This window comes from Burkholderia sp. CpTa8-5, from assembly GCF_017815045.1.
Lineage (GTDB): Bacteria > Pseudomonadota > Gammaproteobacteria > Burkholderiales > Burkholderiaceae > Burkholderia > Burkholderia sola.
In genome coordinates, this window is sequence record NZ_JAGIQD010000007.1 from 97,435 (window position 1) to 113,759 (window position 16,325).

At 68.2% G+C, this 16,325-nt stretch carries 16 protein-coding genes; 13 read left to right on the forward strand and 3 right to left on the reverse strand.

Features of this window, described 5'->3' with window-relative positions; translation table 11 throughout:
• Positions 1-64 precede the first annotated feature (64 nt).
• Positions 65-1,075, forward strand: a complete 1,011-nt coding sequence (gap, locus tag J8I35_RS13335) for a type I glyceraldehyde-3-phosphate dehydrogenase (protein WP_006476940.1) — start codon at positions 65-67, stop codon at positions 1,073-1,075.
• A 77-nt stretch (positions 1,076-1,152) separates the two neighbouring features.
• Here gap and J8I35_RS13340 read toward each other — a convergent pair whose 3' ends face one another.
• A complete protein-coding gene (locus J8I35_RS13340) occupies positions 1,153-2,043 on the reverse strand; it encodes a LysR family transcriptional regulator (protein WP_209925741.1) in 891 nt (296 codons plus the stop codon).
• A 153-nt stretch (positions 2,044-2,196) separates the two neighbouring features.
• Here J8I35_RS13340 and J8I35_RS13345 point away from each other — a divergent pair, with 153 nt between their 5' ends.
• On the forward strand, positions 2,197-2,970 hold the full coding sequence (locus tag J8I35_RS13345) for an SDR family NAD(P)-dependent oxidoreductase (protein ID WP_069616843.1): 774 nt from the start codon (positions 2,197-2,199) through the stop codon (positions 2,968-2,970).
• 13 nt (positions 2,971-2,983) lie between these two features.
• Positions 2,984-4,042, forward strand: coding sequence for an L-idonate 5-dehydrogenase (locus tag J8I35_RS13350; protein ID WP_209925743.1), 1,059 nt, complete (start codon positions 2,984-2,986; stop codon positions 4,040-4,042).
• Between the two features lie 156 nt (positions 4,043-4,198).
• On the opposite strand, the gene J8I35_RS13355 is transcribed toward J8I35_RS13350, so the two are convergent.
• Complete coding sequence (locus J8I35_RS13355; protein WP_176015575.1) at positions 4,199-4,921, reverse strand: FCD domain-containing protein; 723 nt, start codon at positions 4,919-4,921, stop codon at positions 4,199-4,201.
• A gap of 211 nt (positions 4,922-5,132) precedes the next feature.
• Between J8I35_RS13355 and J8I35_RS13360 the strand changes: the two genes are divergently transcribed.
• From J8I35_RS13360 to J8I35_RS13370, 3 genes are all read left to right on the forward strand, one after another.
• The gene (locus tag J8I35_RS13360) at positions 5,133-6,452 is read left to right on the forward strand and encodes a C4-dicarboxylate transporter DctA (protein WP_050013920.1); all 1,320 of its coding nucleotides are present in this window, start codon (positions 5,133-5,135) and stop codon (positions 6,450-6,452) included.
• Positions 6,453-6,556: 104 nt separating this feature from the next.
• Positions 6,557-7,564, forward strand: coding sequence for an allantoicase (gene alc / locus J8I35_RS13365; RefSeq protein WP_124681561.1), 1,008 nt, complete (start codon positions 6,557-6,559; stop codon positions 7,562-7,564).
• A 14-nt stretch (positions 7,565-7,578) separates the two neighbouring features.
• A complete protein-coding gene (locus J8I35_RS13370; protein WP_209925745.1) occupies positions 7,579-8,112 on the forward strand; it encodes an ureidoglycolate lyase in 534 nt (177 codons plus the stop codon).
• A 91-nt stretch (positions 8,113-8,203) separates the two neighbouring features.
• Here J8I35_RS13370 and fur read toward each other — a convergent pair whose 3' ends face one another.
• Positions 8,204-8,632 (reverse strand): ferric iron uptake transcriptional regulator, encoded by a 429-nt coding sequence (gene fur / locus J8I35_RS13375; protein WP_006400349.1) that lies wholly within the window; start codon positions 8,630-8,632, stop codon positions 8,204-8,206.
• Positions 8,633-8,773: 141 nt separating this feature from the next.
• Between fur and bamE the strand changes: the two genes are divergently transcribed.
• From bamE to holA, 7 genes are all read left to right on the forward strand, one after another.
• Positions 8,774-9,571, forward strand: coding sequence for an outer membrane protein assembly factor BamE (gene bamE / locus J8I35_RS13380; RefSeq protein WP_209925747.1), 798 nt, complete (start codon positions 8,774-8,776; stop codon positions 9,569-9,571).
• 65 nt (positions 9,572-9,636) lie between these two features.
• Complete coding sequence (dapB, locus tag J8I35_RS13385) at positions 9,637-10,434, forward strand: 4-hydroxy-tetrahydrodipicolinate reductase (RefSeq protein WP_209925749.1); 798 nt, start codon at positions 9,637-9,639, stop codon at positions 10,432-10,434.
• A 17-nt stretch (positions 10,435-10,451) separates the two neighbouring features.
• Complete coding sequence (locus J8I35_RS13390; protein ID WP_209925751.1) at positions 10,452-11,120, forward strand: MotA/TolQ/ExbB proton channel family protein; 669 nt, start codon at positions 10,452-10,454, stop codon at positions 11,118-11,120.
• A gap of 24 nt (positions 11,121-11,144) precedes the next feature.
• Positions 11,145-11,603 (forward strand): biopolymer transporter ExbD, encoded by a 459-nt coding sequence (locus J8I35_RS13395; RefSeq protein WP_050013830.1) that lies wholly within the window; start codon positions 11,145-11,147, stop codon positions 11,601-11,603.
• A gap of 254 nt (positions 11,604-11,857) precedes the next feature.
• Complete coding sequence (gene leuS, locus J8I35_RS13400; RefSeq protein ID WP_209925753.1) at positions 11,858-14,452, forward strand: leucine--tRNA ligase; 2,595 nt, start codon at positions 11,858-11,860, stop codon at positions 14,450-14,452.
• Positions 14,453-14,490: 38 nt separating this feature from the next.
• Positions 14,491-15,042 (forward strand): LPS assembly lipoprotein LptE, encoded by a 552-nt coding sequence (lptE, locus tag J8I35_RS13405; RefSeq protein WP_050013828.1) that lies wholly within the window; start codon positions 14,491-14,493, stop codon positions 15,040-15,042.
• An 18-nt stretch (positions 15,043-15,060) separates the two neighbouring features.
• Entirely contained in the window at positions 15,061-16,155 is a 1,095-nt protein-coding gene (gene holA / locus J8I35_RS13410; protein ID WP_209925756.1) for a DNA polymerase III subunit delta, read from the forward strand.
• The last annotated feature ends 170 nt before the right edge of the window (positions 16,156-16,325 follow it).

A 16,325-nucleotide genomic window follows, 5' to 3' on the forward strand; every position in this document is an offset into this window, starting at 1 on the left:
CCGTTGCGCGCGTCGCACCGTGAAGCTGCACGAAACGAATTTTTTCAGCCATCAGGAGATAACCATGACGATTCGCGTCGCAATCAACGGCTACGGCCGTATCGGCCGCAACACGCTGCGCGCGTTCTATGAAAACGGCAAGAAGCACGATCTCGAGATCGTCGCGATCAACGACCTGGGCGATGCGAAGACCAACGCGCACCTGACCCAGTACGACACCGCGCACGGCAAGTTTCCGGGCGAAGTGTCGGTCGACGGCGACTACCTCGTCGTGAACGGCGACAAGATCCGCGTGCTGGCGAACCGCAACCCGGCCGAACTGCCGTGGGGCGAGCTGGGCGTCGACGTCGTGATGGAATGCACGGGCTTCTTCACGACGAAGGAAAAGGCGAGCGCGCACCTGAAGGGCGGCGCGAAGAAGGTGATCATCTCGGCGCCGGGCGGCAAGGACGTCGACGCGACGATCGTCTACGGCGTGAACCACGACGTGCTGAAGGCCGAGCACACGGTCATCTCGAACGCATCGTGCACGACGAACTGCCTCGCGCCGCTCGTCAAGCCGCTGAACGACAAGATCGGCCTCGAAACCGGCCTGATGACGACGATCCACGCGTACACGAACGACCAGGTGCTGACGGACGTCTATCACGAAGACCTGCGCCGCGCGCGTTCGGCGACGCACAGCCAGATCCCGACGAAGACGGGTGCGGCATCGGCCGTCGGCCTCGTGCTGCCGGAACTGAACGGCAAGCTCGACGGTTACGCAATCCGCGTCCCGACGATCAACGTGTCGATCGTCGACCTGTCGTTCATCGCGAAGCGCGACACGACGGTCGAGGAAGTCAACGCGATCATGAAGGAAGCATCGGAAGGCGCGCTGAAGGGCATCCTCGGCTACAACGACGCACCGCTGGTGTCGATCGACTTCAACCACAACCCGGCTTCGTCGACGTTCGACGCGACGCTGACCAAGGTGTCGGGCCGCCTCGTGAAGGTGTCGAGCTGGTACGACAACGAGTGGGGTTTCTCGAACCGCATGCTCGATACGGCAATCGCATTCGCGAACGCGAAGTAATCGCGCACGTCGCTCGGCCGCTGGAAGGCGGCCGGCGTGGCGAACGAACCCGGCCCGGAGTTCTCCGGCCGGGTTTTTTATTGCCCGGCGTTCGCCGTCACGTGCTCGATCGCATCGACGAAAGCCCGTTTGAGCGGGCTGTCGAGATCGGTCCACGCGAGGCCGATGCCGCTGCGGTGACCGGCCAGATCGAGTGGCCGCGCGAGCACGTTCGGCGGCAGCGCGCTCGCCGCCTGCGCCGGGATCAGCCCGATCCCCATTCCCGCCGCGACGAGCGCGAGCATCGTCGTGAATTCGCCGAACTCCTGCGCAATCTCGAGCGTCGTGCCTGCACGGCTCAGCGCGAGCAGCATGTCGTCGTGAAAGCCAGGCGCATAGCGGCGTGCGAGCACGAACGCGGGGTGGCCGCGCAGGTCGGCCGGCGCGATCGCATCGCGCGCGGCCAGCGGATGGTCGAGCGGCAGCGCGACGACGAACCCTTCCTCGAGCACCACGCGCGTGTCGATGCCCGCATACGCGGCCGGCAGCCGGATCATCCCGAAGTCGATCCGCCGGTCGCGTAGCGCGGCGATCTGGTCGGGCGTCGGCATGTCCTTCAGTTCGAGCGCGATCGACGGATAGCGTTCGCGCATCGTGCGCAGCACGGCCGGCAGCAGCGCCGGCAACACCGACGACACGAACGCGATCCGCAGCGTGCCGATTTCGCCGCGGCTCGACAGCCGCGCCATCTGTTCCGCGCGCGCGGCCTGCTGCAGCGTTGCCCGCGCTTCGGGCAGGAACACGCGCCCGGTGTCGCTCAGCTCGACCTTGTGCCGGTCGCGCTCGAACAGGCGCGCGCCGAGTTCCGCCTCGAGCGTCTTGATCTGCATGCTCAGCGCGGGCTGCACGATGCACAGGCGCTGCGCGGCGCGCCCGAAATGCAGGTCTTCCGCGAGCGTGACGAACGCGCGCAATTGCTTGAGTTCCATGGGCGGTGGCGAGTACGGGAGAACGGTAATCAATTTTCATGATAACCGGATCAAAAAAGACCATTGGCGCGGACCCGACCGGCGGCCGAAGATACCGTCAACGCGAGACCGGCCGCGACGGGCAGCCGGCTCGACTGGCACGAGGAGACATCCATGACCCACGCGCTTGACCGGTTCCGCCTCGACGGCCGCCGCGCGCTGATTACCGGCTCCGGCCGCGGGATCGGGCTGACGCTCGCCCGCGGGCTCGCGGAAGCTGGCGCGGCAATCGTCATCAACGATCGCAATGAAGAGAAGGCCGCGACGCTCGCGCGCCAGTTTCGCGATGAAGGCTTCGCGGCCGACCATGCGGTGTTCGACGTGGCTGAGCACGCGCAGGTACGCGCGGCGGTCGACGATTTCGAGGCGCGCGTCGGCGCGATCGACATTCTCGTGAACAACGCGGGCATCCAGCGTCGCGCGCCGCTCGACGCCTTCGACCCGGACGACTGGCATGCGCTGATGCGCGTGAATCTCGACGGCGTGTTCAACGTCGCGCAGGCGGTCGCGCGGCACATGATCGCGCGCGGCCGCGGCAAGATCATCAACATCTGCTCGGTGCAGAGCGAGCTCGCGCGGCCGACGATCGCGCCGTATGCGGCGACCAAGGGCGCGGTGCGGATGCTGACCAAAGGGATGTGCGCGGACTGGGCGCGCCACGGGATCCAGGCGAACGGCCTCGCACCCGGCTATTTCGAAACCGAACTGAATCGCGCGCTGGTCGACGACGCGGCGTTTTCGGACTGGCTGTGCAAGCGCACGCCGGCCGGCCGCTGGGGGCAGGTCGACGAGCTGTGCGGCGCGGCGATCTTCCTCGCATCGGCCGCATCCGATTTCGTGAACGGGCAGACGCTGTTCGTCGACGGCGGGCTGACGAGTGCGGTCTGACAAGGAGAATGTCGTGCGTATGCGTTGCATGTGTGTGGTGATCCACGGGCCGAACGACCTGCGGGTCGAGGAGCAGGACGCGGGCGAGATCGGCCCGGGCCAGGTGCGCGTCGACGTCGCGATGGGCGGCATCTGCGGCTCCGACCTCCATTACTTCCGGCATGGCGGCTTCGGCGCGATCCGGCTGCGGCAGCCGATGGTGCTCGGCCACGAGGTCGCCGGCACGGTCGCGGAAGTGGCGCCGGACGTGACGTCGGTGAAGGTCGGCGATCGCGTCGCGGTCAATCCGAGCCGGCCGTGCGGCGCATGCCGCTACTGTCTCGAAGGGCTGCCGAACCAGTGTCTCGACATGCGCTTCTACGGCAGTGCGATGCGGATGCCGCACGTGCAGGGCGCGTTCCGCAATGCGCTCGTGTGCGACGCGGTGCAATGCGTGAAGGTCGCCGATCACGTGCCGCTGTCGCTCGCGGCGCTGGCCGAGCCGTTCGCGGTCGGGCTGCACGCGGTGTCGCGCGCGGGCCCGCTGATCGGCAAGCGCGTGCTCGTGTCGGGTTGCGGGCCGATCGGCGTGCTGGCGGTCGCGGCGGCGCGCGTGCACGGCGCGGCGGAGATCGTCGCGACGGATGTCGTCGAAGCGCCGCTGGCGGTGGCGAGCGCGCTCGGCGCGGACCGCACGATCAATGCGGCGGCCGATACCGGCTGGGTCGAGCGCTACAGCGCCGACAAGGGCACGTTCGACGTGATGATCGAGTGTTCGGGCAATGCGCGTGCATTGCGCGACGGGTTGGACGTGATGCGTCCGCGCGGTGTCGTCGTGCAGCTCGGGCTCGGCGGCGACGTGAGCCTGCCGCAGAACGTGATGGTCGCGAAGGAGCTGTCGATCTGCGGCTCGTTCCGCTTTCACGCGGAATTCGCGCTCGCGGTGCAACTGATCAACGCGGGGCGCGTCGATCTGCGGCCGGCCGTCACGCGCGTGTTCCCGATGCGCGACGCGAACCTCGCGTTCGAACTGGCCGGCGATCGCCAACGTGCGATGAAGGTGCTGATCGATTTCGCGAACGAGGCCGCGTGACGGTGCGGCGTTAGCGTCGCGACGGCAGCGGCGCCCTTTGCAAAAAGGCACGCCCGCGATGCGCGGCGCGTGCCTTTTTCGTCGTGCGGCGGAAACGGATTGCCGGCCCGCCGCATGACTGCGTGACCGGCCGCGTGCCGACGCGGCGCGGGAGGATTACGCGCCGGGCGTCGGGAAGAACACGCCTGCGCGCTGCGCGGCGTTCGCGATGTGCGTTTCGATCGCGGTGCCGGCGGCGGCCGCATCGCGCGCGATCAGCGCATCGACGATCGCGCGGTGCTCGTGCCACGTCGACAGCAGCAGCTCGCGCCGGTAGAACGGCATGCGCTGGCTTTCCTTCATGATGTCCGCGCTGCTGCGCAGGATCGACTCGATCGCCGCATTCCCGGCCAGATGAATGATCCGCATGTGGAAGTCGAAGTCGAGCCGCGATGCCTCGTCGAGCGCGCTTTCGGTCAGCGCGACGTGCAGGTCGGCGAGGTTGTCCTCGAACCACGCGATGTCATCGTCGCTGACGACGTGCGCGGCCATCCGTGCGGCGAAGCCTTCGAGCGCATAGCGCATCTGGTACGTATCGGGCGGCGACGACTGCTCGGCGAATTGCCACGGGTGCGCGGCCGACGCCTGCGCGCTTTCGACGTACACGCCCTTGCCCGCGCGGATGCGCAGCATCCCGAGCGCCTCGAGCGTCGACAGCGCCTCGCGCAGCGACGCGCGGCTGATCTCCAGCTCCTCGGAGAGCTGGCGCTGGGCCGGCAGCAGGCTGCCGACCGGATACACGCCTGCCTCGATCCGGTCGCGGATCGTCGCGATGGCGGCGTCGGTCACGGTGTGCGGAACGTTCTTCATGATATGAGTGATGGCCGGTCTGACCAGCATTGTAATCCGCACGCGCTCGGCGCATGAGCGGCCTACGGGTAAGCCACGATCAAGCCGATTCCCGCGCGTTCCGGCCCCGCTGGAGGGGCGGGAAATCCCTATTTTGTTCGTCCTTGACGCGACTATATCGGCTTCCTACTATCCACCATAACATCACTGGTCTTACCAGTATGAACAGACGAAACTGCAACCGTTGGATCGGGAGAGCGCCGTGTCGAAATTCCTCAATTCGCTGTTTGGCCGGGTAGTCGTCGCATTGATACTAGGGGTCGCGCTCGGCGCGTTCTTCCCGCATTTCGCCGAGTCGCTGCGTCCGCTCGGCGACGGCTTCCTGAAGCTGATCAAGATGGTCATCGGCCCGATCGTGTTCTGCGTCGTGGTCAGCGGGATGGCCAATGCGGGCGACCTGAAGAAGGTCGGCCGGGTCGGCCTGAAGGCCGTCGTCTACTTCGAGGTGATGACGACGCTCGCGCTCGGCATCGGGCTCGTCCTCGCCTGGGTCACGCGCCCGGGCGTCGGGATGAACATCGACCTGCGCTCGCTCGACGCGGCGTCGCTGTCGACGTACGCGAAGAACGCCGAAAGCCTGAAGGACACGGCCGGCTACCTGATGAAGATCATCCCCGACACCGCGATCGACGCGTTCGCGAAGGGCGACATCCTGCAGATCCTCGTGTTCGCGGTGCTGTTCGGCTCCGCGCTGTCGCTGCTCGGCGACAAGGCGCAGCGCGTCAATTCGCTGATCGAGGAACTGTCGCACGTGTTCTTCAGGATCATCGGCTTCATCATCAAGCTCGCGCCGCTCGGCGTGCTCGGCGCGATCGCGTTCACGACCGGCAAGTACGGCGTCGCGTCGCTCAAGCAGCTCGGCTACCTCGTCGCGGTGTTCTACCTGAGCTGCTTCGTGTTCGTCACGGTCGTGCTCGGCGTGGTGATGCGGCTCGCGGGCTTCTCGGTGTTCAAGCTGATCCGCTACCTGCGCGAGGAACTGTCGATCGTGCTCGGCACGGCGTCGTCGGATGCGGTGCTGCCGCAGGTGATGAGCAAGCTCGAATACATGGGCATCAAGGATTCGACGGTCGGCCTCGTGATCCCGACCGGCTATTCGTTCAATCTCGACGGCTTCTCGATCTACCTGACGCTCGCGGTGCTGTTCATCGCGCAGGCCACCAACACGCCGCTGTCCACGCACGACCTGATCGTCGTGCTGCTCGTGTCGCTCGTGACGTCGAAGGGCGCGCACGGCATCCCCGGCTCGGCGATCGTGATTCTCGCGGCGACGCTGTCGGCGATTCCCGCGATTCCGGTGCTCGGCCTCGTGCTGATCCTGCCGGTCGACTGGTTCGTCGGCATCGCCCGCGCGCTGACCAACCTGATCGGCAACTGCGTCGCGACGGTGGTCGTCGCGGTGTGGGAGAACGACATCGACCGCGCTCGGGCGACGCGCGTGCTGAACCGCGAGCTGCGCTACGTGGCCGACGCGCCGGGCGCCGCCGCACCGGTCGCCGGCGATCAGGCCCACGCGCTTTGAACACCGCTCTCGCGCGGCGCGGCTTCCCCGGCCGCACCGCGCGACCGACCTTCATGCGACCGGCGCGCTGACGCGCCGGCGCCTCTCAACATAATGGAGACGACATGGCAGCCCCCATCCTCGATCCGAACGCGCCGGCTTTCACGCGGCGCTACATGAACCTCGCCGACCCGCGTCTGGGCGCGCAGGCGCTCTTCGCCAGCGACGAATTCTTCGCGCCGAAGGAGCGGATGCTCGATCCCGAGCCGGCCGTGTTCATTCCCGGCAAGTACGACGACCACGGCAAGTGGATGGACGGCTGGGAAACGCGCCGCAAGCGTACGACCGGCCACGACTTCTGCGTGGTGCGTCTCGCGCGGCCGGGCGTGATTTATGGCGTCGATCTCGATACGAGCCACTTCACCGGCAACTTCCCGCCGGCCGCGTCGATCGACGCGTGCGCGGTGGACGGCGACACGCCGCCGGACGACGCCGAGTGGCGCACGATCGTCCCCGCGACGACGCTGCAGGGCAATTCGCATCACTACGTGAGCGTCGACGATGCGCGGCCGGTCACGCACCTGCGTGTGAACCTGTATCCGGACGGCGGGCTCGCGCGGCTGCGCGTGTACGGCCAGCCGCAGCGCGACTGGCGCCACGTGCCGGCGGGCGAGCTCGTCGATCTCGCGGCGATCGAGAACGGCGGCTATCTGGTGGCCGCGAACAACCAGCACTTCGGCCCGGCCTCGCAGATGCTGATGCCGGGGCGCGGCGCGAACATGGGCGACGGCTGGGAAACGCGGCGCCGCCGCGAGCCGGGCAACGACTGGGCGATCGTCGCGCTCGCGCGGCCGGGCATCATCCGGCGCGTCGAGGTCGACACGGCGTTCTTCAAGGGCAATTTCCCCGACCGCTGCTCGCTGCAGGCCGCGCACGTGACGGGCGGCACCGACGATTCGCTCGTCACGCAGGCGATGTTCTGGGCCGAACTGCTCGGCGAGCAGAAGCTGCAGATGGACCACGTGCACACGTTCGATCAGCTCGCGGCGCTCGGCCCCGTCACGCACGTGCGGTTCAACATCTTCCCGGACGGCGGCGTGTCGCGCCTGCGTCTGTGGGGCGAGCCGGCTTGAAGGAGGGCAGCGGCATGAGCGGAACTCCGATCCTGCGCGTCGAGCGCCTGACCCGCGAAGCGTTCGCGCCGTTCGGCGACGTGATCGCGCTCGAAGGCGCGCGGCATTTCCCGATCAACGGCGGCACGACCGAGCGCTTTCACGATCTCGCGACGATCGACGTGTGCGCGGACGGCGGCCGGCCGCTCGTCAGCGTGTTTCGTGCGCAGCCGCGCGCGCTGCCGGTCGCGGTCACGCTGATGGAGCGCCACCCGCACGGCAGCCAGGCATTCATCCCGCTCGCGGCGGTGTCGCGCTACGCGATCGTCGTCGCGCCGGCCGGCGAATTCCGGCCCGACGCGATGCGCGCGTTCCTGGCCGAGGGCTGGCAGGGCGTCAATTATGCGAAGGGCGTCTGGCACCATCCGCTGCTCGCGCTCGATGCGGTCAGCGATTTCGTGATCGTCGATCGTGGCGGCCCGCAGCCGAACTGTGACGAGATCCCGCTGGAATGCGCGTGGGCGCTCGATTTCGAGCCGGCCTGCGCGCGCGCCGAAGGGCTTTCGTAAGCATGCCGGGCGCGCGGCACGCGCGCCGAAAAAGCACACGGCCCGGGTGGCGAGATGCCGGCCGGGCCGTGCCGTGTGCGGGTGGCGCGATTCAGTGCTTGCGGTGCGGGCAGTTCTCGGTCGTGCACGAACCGTACATCGCGAGCGAGTGCTCCTGGAGCCGGAAGCCGCGCTCCTTCGCGATTGCCTGCTGGCGGCTCTCGATCTCGGCGTCGAAGAATTCCTCGACGCGGCCGCAATCGAGGCACACGAGGTGGTCGTGGTGCGAACCTTCGTTCAGCTCGAACACCGCCTTGCCGGACTCGAAGTTGCTGCGCGACAGCAGGCCGGCCTGCTCGAACTGCGTGAGCACGCGATAGACGGTGGCGAGCCCGATGTCGAGCTGCTCGTTGAGCAGGTTGCGGTAGACGTCTTCGGCCGTCAGGTGGCGCACGGGGCTCTGCTGGAAGATCTCGAGAATCTTGAGGCGCGGTAGGGTGGCCTTTAGCCCGATATTCTTGAGATCCGTCGGATTGGTCATGGCTAGGCATCCCTAGAGTACAATGCAGGGCTTCAATGTTACCGGCTTTTCGCCGTTCCAGATATACGCGCGGCCTGCACGCGGGCCAGCACGGTGAAGGAAATGATCCCAGAATCGCTTTCGCACTTTCAGAGGAGTCGCATGCGGAGTGCCATCATCGCTGCCGCCGCCGTCGTCGCGCTGGCGGGTTGTTCGTCGTACGACAGCGTGACGCAGCGCATCGCGCAGAGCATCACGCCGTATCGGATCACCGTCGTGCAGGGCAACTTCGTGTCGCAGGAGAAGGCCGCCCAGTTGCAGGTCGGCATGACGCGCGAGCAAGTCCGCGCGCTGCTCGGCACGCCGCTGCTCGCGGACATGTTCCACGCGGATCGCTGGGATTACCTCTTTTACTTCAAGCGCGGCTCGACGTCGATCGTCCAGCAGCGCGACCTCGCGGTGACCTTCGCGGGCGATCGCGTCGCCAGCTGGACCGGCGCCGACAACCTGCCGTCCGAGCTCGACCTGCTGGCCGACATCGACGGCGACCGCGGCGGCAAGAAGGCGAAGGCCGCTGCCGCGGCGAAGAAGGCGTCCGAAGCCGCTGCGGCCGCGAGCGCCGCGCAGGCTGCCGCTGCCGCGAGCCCGGCTACCGAGCCGGCGCCCGGCGCGGTGGTCGACCAGGATGCGAACGCCCAGGCGGCGCGCGCGGCGAACCGTGCGACCAACCAGGTGTCGGGGCAGGGTTCGGGGTCGCGCCGGTTCACGCCGGCCGCGCAGGCCTCGGGCGGCGCGCCGGTGCCGGGCGGCCAGCCGCCGGGCGCCGCGCCGGCGATCCAGCCGCAGTTCCAGTTCCATCGTCCGCCGCAGCCGAACGCGACGAACGAAGCGGCGCCGCCGGTCGGCCCGCAAGGCTCGGACAACCTGCAGAACCAGCCGCTCACCGCCCCGGCGCAGTAAGCGGCCGGCCTGCGGAAACGGGGCGGCATGCGCCGCCCGCCTTTAGACCTGTCGTGTAGAAAGCCATGAAGATTGCGATTGCCGGCGCATCGGGCCGAATGGGCCGGATGCTGATCGAAGCCGTTCTCAACGATGCCGACGCGCAGCTCGTCGGCGCGCTCGACCGCGCCGGTTCGCCGTTCCTCGGCCAGGACGCCGGTGCGTTCGTCGGCAAGGACACCGGCGTCAAGCTGACCGACGACCTCGACGCCGTGTTCGCACAGGCCGACTATCTGATCGATTTCACGCGTCCGGAAGGCACGATGGCCCACATCGAGGCCGCGTTGCGCCACGACGTGAAGCTCGTGATCGGCACGACCGGCTTCACCGCCGAGCAGAAGGCCGAGTTGCAGGCCGCGGCGGGCAAGATCGGCATCGTGTTCGCGGCGAACATGAGCGTCGGCGTGAACGTCACGCTGAAGCTGCTCGAATTCGCGGCGCAGCATTTCTCGCACGGCTACGACATCGAGATCATCGAAGCGCATCACCGCCACAAGGTCGATGCGCCGTCGGGCACCGCGCTGATGATGGGCGAGGCCGTCGCCGGCGCGCTCGGCCGCTCGCTCGACGACTGCGCGGTGTACGGCCGCCATGGCGCGACCGGCGAACGCGATCCGTCGTCGATCGGTTTTGCCGCGGTGCGCGGCGGCGACATCGTCGGCGACCACACCGTGCTGTTCGCCGGGATCGGCGAGCGCATCGAGATCACGCACAAGTCGTCGAGCCGCGTGTCGTACGCGCAGGGCGCGTTGCGTGCGGTCCGCTTCCTGTCGGCGCGCGACGCCGGCCTGTTCGACATGCAGGACGTGCTCGGCCTGCGCTGACCCGCGAGGAAACTCCGATGGCGATTCCCACCGGCGTTGTCCACTACCTCGAAAGCGGCGATGCGATCACGCACGCCGTCTCCTATGTGCTGCTGGCGATGTCCGTCGCCAGCTGGTGCTTCCTCTTGATGAAAACCTGGCTCCTGGTCCGCGCGAAGCGGCAGGGGCCGCGCGCGCTCGCCGCGTTCTGGCGCGCGCCATCGCTCGATGCCGGCATCGCCGCGCTGGCCGGCGCCGATCGCGAGCGCGTGTTCGTGCCGCTCGCCGAAGCCGCGCGCGACGCGGCCGACGACCACGACCCGGCCGCGCTGGCCGCGCGCGTCGAGCGCGGCGAACGCGTGCTGCGCGCGTTGCGTCATGCGATGCTGCGCTCGCAGCGGCGCCTCGAATTCGGCCAGGTGCTGCTCGCGTCGATCGGCAGCACCGCCCCGTTCGTCGGGCTGCTCGGCACCGTGTGGGGCATCTATCACGCGCTCGGCAGCATCGCCGCGAGCGGGCAGGCGCAGATCGAGAACGTCGCTGGGCCGGTCGGCGAGGCGCTGATCATGACCGCGTTCGGGCTGGTCGTCGCGATTCCCGCGGTGCTCGCGTACAACATCCTCGGCCGGCTCGTCCGGCAGCTCGCCGAGGAACTCGACGGCTTCGCGCGCGATCTGCACGTATTCGTGTGCGCGCAGGGTGCCTGACGCGCCGGCTCCGGAGGAACGACCATGGCATTCGGCGGGCTCGAGCACCACAAGACGTCCGCGCCGATGGCGGAGATCAACATGACGCCGCTGATCGACGTGATGCTCGTGCTGCTCGTCATCTTCATCATCACCGCGCCGCTGATGACGCACGCGATCCGGCTCGACCTGCCGAAGGTCGCGGCGAGCGTCGCGCGCGACACGCCGCAATCCGTCACGCTGTCGATCGACGACGCGGGCAAGCTCTACTGGGACGACGCGCCCGTGGCGCTCGACGCGCTGCCCGCGCGGTTCCGGGCCGCCGCCGCGGGCGCCGCGCCGCCCGAGTTGCGGCTGCGCGCGTCGCGCGCGACGCGCTACGACGTGATCGCGCAGGTGATGGGCGCCGCGCAGGCCGCGGGCCTCACGCGGATCGGCTTCGTGACCGACGTGCCGCCGGCCGGGAGCGCCGCCGCGCCGGCCGCCGCGGGCGCGAAACCCTGATACGCCGCCCTGCGGGCGCAAAGGCACGTTCCCCTGTTTGGAAAAATTCATTCGCGGGGCCAGCGCAAGCCCGTTATTAGCGTGAACAGGCCCTAGCCCGCGAGACCGGCCGTGCGGGCCCGCCCGGGCGGTATAATCGACGTTTTTCCCGGCCCGGAACCGGTCAGCCCGTTCCCGCGCCGGGTACGCACGATTTTCGATCCAATCCTGCGCGCGAGCCGTCGCGCCGCTTAAAGCCTAGCCCGAACCACACCATGCACGAGAGATACGTACCCGCCGACGTCGAAGCCGCCGCCCAGGGCGACTGGCGCGCAGCCGATGCCTACAAGACGAAGGAAGATTCGCAGAAGCCGAAGTTCTACTGCGTGTCGATGCTGCCGTACCCGTCCGGCAAGCTGCACATGGGTCACGTGCGCAACTACACGATCAACGACGTGATGTACCGCTATCTGCGGATGAACGGCTACAACACGCTGATGCCGATGGGCTGGGATGCGTTCGGGATGCCGGCCGAGAACGCCGCGATGGCGAACGGCGTGCCGCCCGCGAAGTGGACCTACGACAACATCGACTACATGAAGGGCCAGATGCAGTCGATGGGCCTCGCGATCGACTGGTCGCGCGAAATCGCGACGTGCAAGCCCGAGTACTACAAGTGGAACCAGTGGCTGTTCCTGAAGATGCTCGAGAAGGGCATCGCGTACAAGAAGACGGGCACCGTGAACTGGGACCCGGTCGACCAGACCGTGCTCGCGAACGAGCAGGTGATCGACGGCCGCGGCTGGCGCTCGGGCGCGCTTGTCGAGAAGCGCGAGATCCCGATGTACTACCTGCGCATCACGCAGTACGCGGATGAGCTGCTGAACGATCTCGACGGCCTCGGCTGGCCCGAGCGCGTGAAGATCATGCAGCAGAACTGGATCGGCAAGAGCTTCGGCGTGAACTTCGGTTTCCCGTACGAACTCGACGGCGAGCAGAAGCTGCTGCGCGTGTTCACGACGCGCGCCGACACGATCATGGGCGTCACGTTCTGCGCGATCGCGGCCGAGCACCCGCTCGCCACGCGCCTCGCGCAGGACAAGCCGGAACTGCTCGCGTTCATCGAGGAATGCAAGCGCGGCGGCGTGGCCGAAGCCGACGTCGCGACGATGGAGAAGAAGGGCGTTGCGACCGGTTTCTCGGTCAAGCACCCGCTGACCGGCGAGCCGGTCGAGGTGTGGATCGGCAACTACGTGCTGATGAGCTATGGCGAAGGCGCGGTGATGGGCGTGCCGGGCCACGACGAGCGCGATTTCGCGTTCGCGAAGAAATACGATTTGCCGATCAGGCAGGTGATCGCGAGCGAAGGGCAGACGTACTCGCTCGACGCATGGCAGGAGTGGTACGGCGACAAGGACACCGCGGTCTGCGTGAACAGCGGCAAGTACGACGGCCTGCGCTACGCGGACGCGGTCGACGCGGTCGCGGCCGACCTGAACGCCGGCGGCTTCGGCGACAAGCAGGTCACGTGGCGCCTGCGCGACTGGGGCGTGTCGCGCCAGCGCTACTGGGGCACGCCGATCCCGATCATCCACTGCCCGTCGTGCGGCGACGTGCCGGTGCCGGAGCAGGACCTGCCCGTCGTGCTGCCGGAAGACCTCGTGCCGGACGGCTCGGGCAACCCGCTCGCGAAGTCCGAAGCGTTCCTGAACTGCACGTGCCCGAAGTGCGGCGCGGCCGCGAAGCGCGAAACCGACACGATGGATACCTTCGTCGATTCGTCGTGGTACTTCTCGCGCTACACGGCGCCGGACGCCGAGACGATGGTCGACGCGCGCACCGATTACTGGATGCCGATGGATCAATACATCGGCGGCATCGAGCACGCGATCCTGCACCTGCTGTATTCGCGCTTCTGGACCAAGGTGATGCGCGATCTCGGCCTCGTGAAGTTCGGCGAGCCGGCGAAGAACCTCCTCACGCAGGGGATGGTGCTGAACGAGACGTACTACCGCGAGGACGCGGCGGGCAAGAAGACCTGGTACAACCCGCTCGACGTGACGGTCACGCACGACGACAAGGGTCGCCCGGTCGGCGCGACGCTGAATGCGGACGGTCAGCCGGTCGTGCTCGGCGGCATCGAGAAGATGTCGAAGTCGAAGAACAACGGCGTCGATCCGCAGCTGCTGATCGACCAGTACGGCGCCGATACCGCGCGCCTGTTCACGATGTTCGCCGCGCCGCCGGAGCAGCAGCTCGAGTGGTCGGGCGCGGGCGTTGAAGGCGCCAGCCGCTTCCTGCGCCGCGTGTGGAGCTTCGGCGCCGGCAATCGTGAAGCGCTTGCCGCCCGCGCCGGTTTCGACGCGGCGACGCTCGGCGACGCCGACAAGGCGCTGCGCCGCGAGATCTACAGCGTGCTGAAGCAGGCCGACTTCGACTACCAGCGCCTGCAGTACAACACGGTCGTGTCGGCCGCGATGAAGATGCTGAACGCGATCGACGGCGCGAAGGGCGCGACGCCCGCCGTGCTGCGCGAGACGTACGGCGTGCTGCTGCGCGTGTTGTACCCGGTCGTGCCGCACGTCACGTTCGAGCTGTGGAAGGCGCTCGGCTACGCGGACGAATTCGGCCCGCTGCTCGATGCACCGTGGCCGAAGGTCGACGAGGCCGCACTCGAGCAGGCCGAGATCGAACTCGTGCTGCAGGTGAACGGCAAGGTGCGCGGCGCGCTGAAGGTCGCGAAGGACGCGAGCCGCGACGCGATCGAAGCAGCGGCGGTGGCCGACGAGGCATTCGCGAAATTCAGCGACGGCAAGCCGGCGAAGAAGATCGTCGTCGTGCCGGGCCGCCTCGTGAACATCGTCGTCTGACGGCCGCCGGCCGTCGGACGTACCCAGAAGGAGCGAAGGTGATCCGCAGATCGTTTTTGATGCTCGTCGGCAGCGCGGTCGTGCTGTCGGCATGCGGCTTCCAGTTGCGCGGCCAGCAGGACTACGCGTTCAAGCACCTGTTCGTGGCCGGTGCGCCGGCGTCCGTCGGGGCGCGGCTCACGCGCCTCGTCGAGGCCGGCAGCGACACGAAGATCGTCAAGTCGCCGGACGACGCCGACGCCGTGCTGCGCATGTGGGAGTCGCGTGGCCAGAACACGCTGACGCTCAACAAGTACGGCTCAGCGCAGGAATACGCGCTGTTCTACACGCTGAACTACACGCTGACGAGCAAGGACGGCACCGTGCTGATCCCGCCGAGCGCGATCGCGCTGAACCGCGCGATGACGTACAGCGACCAGTACACGAACGCGAAGGCGCAGGAAGCCGACATCCTGTACGGCGACATGCAGAACGACGCGGTCGACCAGCTGATGCGGCGTCTCGCGATCGTCCATTCGCTGACGCCGGCGCCGGAGGACGTGGTGCCGGGCGTGGCGCCGCGCGCGCCGCTGCCGCCGCCGCCGCTCTGATCGCGGGCGCACGCAGCGATGCAATTGCGACTTGATGCGCTGGAGCCGCACCTCGCGAAGGGGTTGGCCGGGCTCTATACCGTCTACGGCGACGAGCCGCTGCTCGCGCAGGAAGCGTGCGACCGCATTCGTGCGGCCGCGCGCGCGGCCGGCTTCACCGAGCGTTCGGTGCATACGGTCGAGCGCGGCTTCGACTGGAGCGTGCTGCTCGGCGCGACCCAGGCAATGTCGCTGTTCGGCGAGCGCCAGCTGATCGAGCTGCGCATTCCGTCGGGCAAGCCCGGCAAGGAAGGCGCCGATGCGCTGAAGATGCTCGCGGCCACGCCCAATCCCGATGCGCTGATGCTCGTCACGTTGCCGCGCCTCGACGCGGCCACGCAGAAATCCGCGTGGTTTACCGCGCTGCAGAACGGCGGCGTCGCGCTGAAGATCGATCCGGTCGACCGCGCGCAACTGCCGAACTGGATCGGCCAGCGCCTGTCGATGCAGGGCCAGCGCGTCGCGTCCGGCGACGACGGGCGCCGCGCGCTGCAGTTCATCGCGGAGCGCGTCGAGGGCAACCTGCTCGCCGCGCACCAGGAAATCCAGAAGCTCGGGCTGCTGTATCCGCAAGGCGCGCTGTCGTTCGAGCAGGTGCACGACGCGGTGTTGAACGTCGCGCGCTACGATGTGTTCAAGCTCAACGAAGCGATGCTCGCCGGCGACGCCGCGCGGCTCGCGCGGATGATCGACGGGCTGAAGGGCGAGGGCGAGGCGATCGTGCTCGTGATGTGGGCCGTCGTTGAGGAACTGCGCACGCTGCTGCGGATCAAGCGCGGCACGACGGCCGGCAAGCCGCTCGCGACGCTGCTGCGCGAGAATCGCGTGTGGGGGCCGCGCGAGCGGCTGATCGCGCCCGCGCTGAACCGCGTGTCGGAAGCGGTGCTCGAAAAGGCGCTCGCGTTCGCCGCGAAGCTCGACCGGCAGGTCAAGGGGCTCACGGCTGTCACGCCGGGCCGCCGCACGCAGGACGAACCGCCGCCCGATCCGTGGGACGGGCTGTTCCAGCTCGCGATGACGGTCGCGGGCGAGCGCGGCGAGCGACCGCCGACCGCGGGTCGCGTGCGACGCTAAGTCCCGTTCGGGCCTTCAGCGCGCGCTGCGCAACCCGCTTACAATGCTTCGATGACCGGGGCGCCGCCCTGCGCGGCGCGGTCTTGCGGCCGTTACCCCGCCCGGATGGTCGTCCCGGATAGCCGTCTCCGCATGGCCGTCCCCGCTTCCCCCACGAATTCATGCCGCTC

What these genes read in the sequence shown, in the direction of transcription:
- holA (WP_209925756.1), top strand. Translation starts at nt 15,061, where the DNA reads ATGCAATTGCGACTTGATGCGCTGGAGCCGCACCTCGCGAAGGGGTTG.
- leuS (WP_209925753.1), top strand. Translation starts at nt 11,858, where the DNA reads ATGCACGAGAGATACGTACCCGCCGACGTCGAAGCCGCCGCCCAGGGC.
- J8I35_RS13395 (WP_050013830.1), top strand. Translation starts at nt 11,145, where the DNA reads ATGGCATTCGGCGGGCTCGAGCACCACAAGACGTCCGCGCCGATGGCG.
- J8I35_RS13370 (WP_209925745.1), top strand. Translation starts at nt 7,579, where the DNA reads ATGAGCGGAACTCCGATCCTGCGCGTCGAGCGCCTGACCCGCGAAGCG.
- gap (WP_006476940.1), top strand. Translation starts at nt 65, where the DNA reads ATGACGATTCGCGTCGCAATCAACGGCTACGGCCGTATCGGCCGCAAC.
- J8I35_RS13340 (WP_209925741.1), bottom strand. Translation starts at nt 2,043, where the DNA reads ATGGAACTCAAGCAATTGCGCGCGTTCGTCACGCTCGCGGAAGACCTG.
- bamE (WP_209925747.1), top strand. Translation starts at nt 8,774, where the DNA reads ATGCGGAGTGCCATCATCGCTGCCGCCGCCGTCGTCGCGCTGGCGGGT.
- J8I35_RS13345 (WP_069616843.1), top strand. Translation starts at nt 2,197, where the DNA reads ATGACCCACGCGCTTGACCGGTTCCGCCTCGACGGCCGCCGCGCGCTG.
- dapB (WP_209925749.1), top strand. Translation starts at nt 9,637, where the DNA reads ATGAAGATTGCGATTGCCGGCGCATCGGGCCGAATGGGCCGGATGCTG.
- J8I35_RS13355 (WP_176015575.1), bottom strand. Translation starts at nt 4,921, where the DNA reads ATGCTGGTCAGACCGGCCATCACTCATATCATGAAGAACGTTCCGCAC.
- fur (WP_006400349.1), bottom strand. Translation starts at nt 8,632, where the DNA reads ATGACCAATCCGACGGATCTCAAGAATATCGGGCTAAAGGCCACCCTA.
- J8I35_RS13390 (WP_209925751.1), top strand. Translation starts at nt 10,452, where the DNA reads ATGGCGATTCCCACCGGCGTTGTCCACTACCTCGAAAGCGGCGATGCG.
- alc (WP_124681561.1), top strand. Translation starts at nt 6,557, where the DNA reads ATGGCAGCCCCCATCCTCGATCCGAACGCGCCGGCTTTCACGCGGCGC.